Source organism: Halocynthiibacter sp. C4 (genome assembly GCF_028823805.1).
In the GTDB taxonomy this organism is placed as follows: Bacteria; Pseudomonadota; Alphaproteobacteria; order Rhodobacterales; family Rhodobacteraceae; genus Falsihalocynthiibacter; species Falsihalocynthiibacter halioticoli.
The window spans coordinates 1-269 of sequence record NZ_JAPEIE010000026.1; the positions used below are offsets into that span (position 1 = coordinate 1).

Sequence of the window (269 nt, forward strand, 5' to 3'; positions counted from 1 at the left end):
TAACGTCAGGCGCCGACCAAGAACCAAGAACAACGGAAACGACCGACGTGCACGACCGGACCGCAGCGCCCTCCCCGCCTCCCGCAACCGTCAACCGCGCCGCGAGCGCCGTGCCCCGGCATTTGCGGCGCTACCTCACGCTCGACGATTTCGAGCCGCGGGCGCGGCAGCTGCTGCCGAAATTCCTCTACGGCTACATCTCCGGCGGCGCCGAGACCGACGCGGCGCGATCAGACAATCGCCGGGCATTCGACGAATACGGCTTCGTG

The 269-nt window shown here is 67.7% G+C and carries 1 pseudogene; it reads left to right on the forward strand.

What is annotated here, in order from left to right:
- Positions 1-47 precede the first annotated feature (47 nt).
- Positions 48-269: pseudogene (locus OU789_RS16885) on the forward strand (hypothetical protein); the annotation flags it as partial.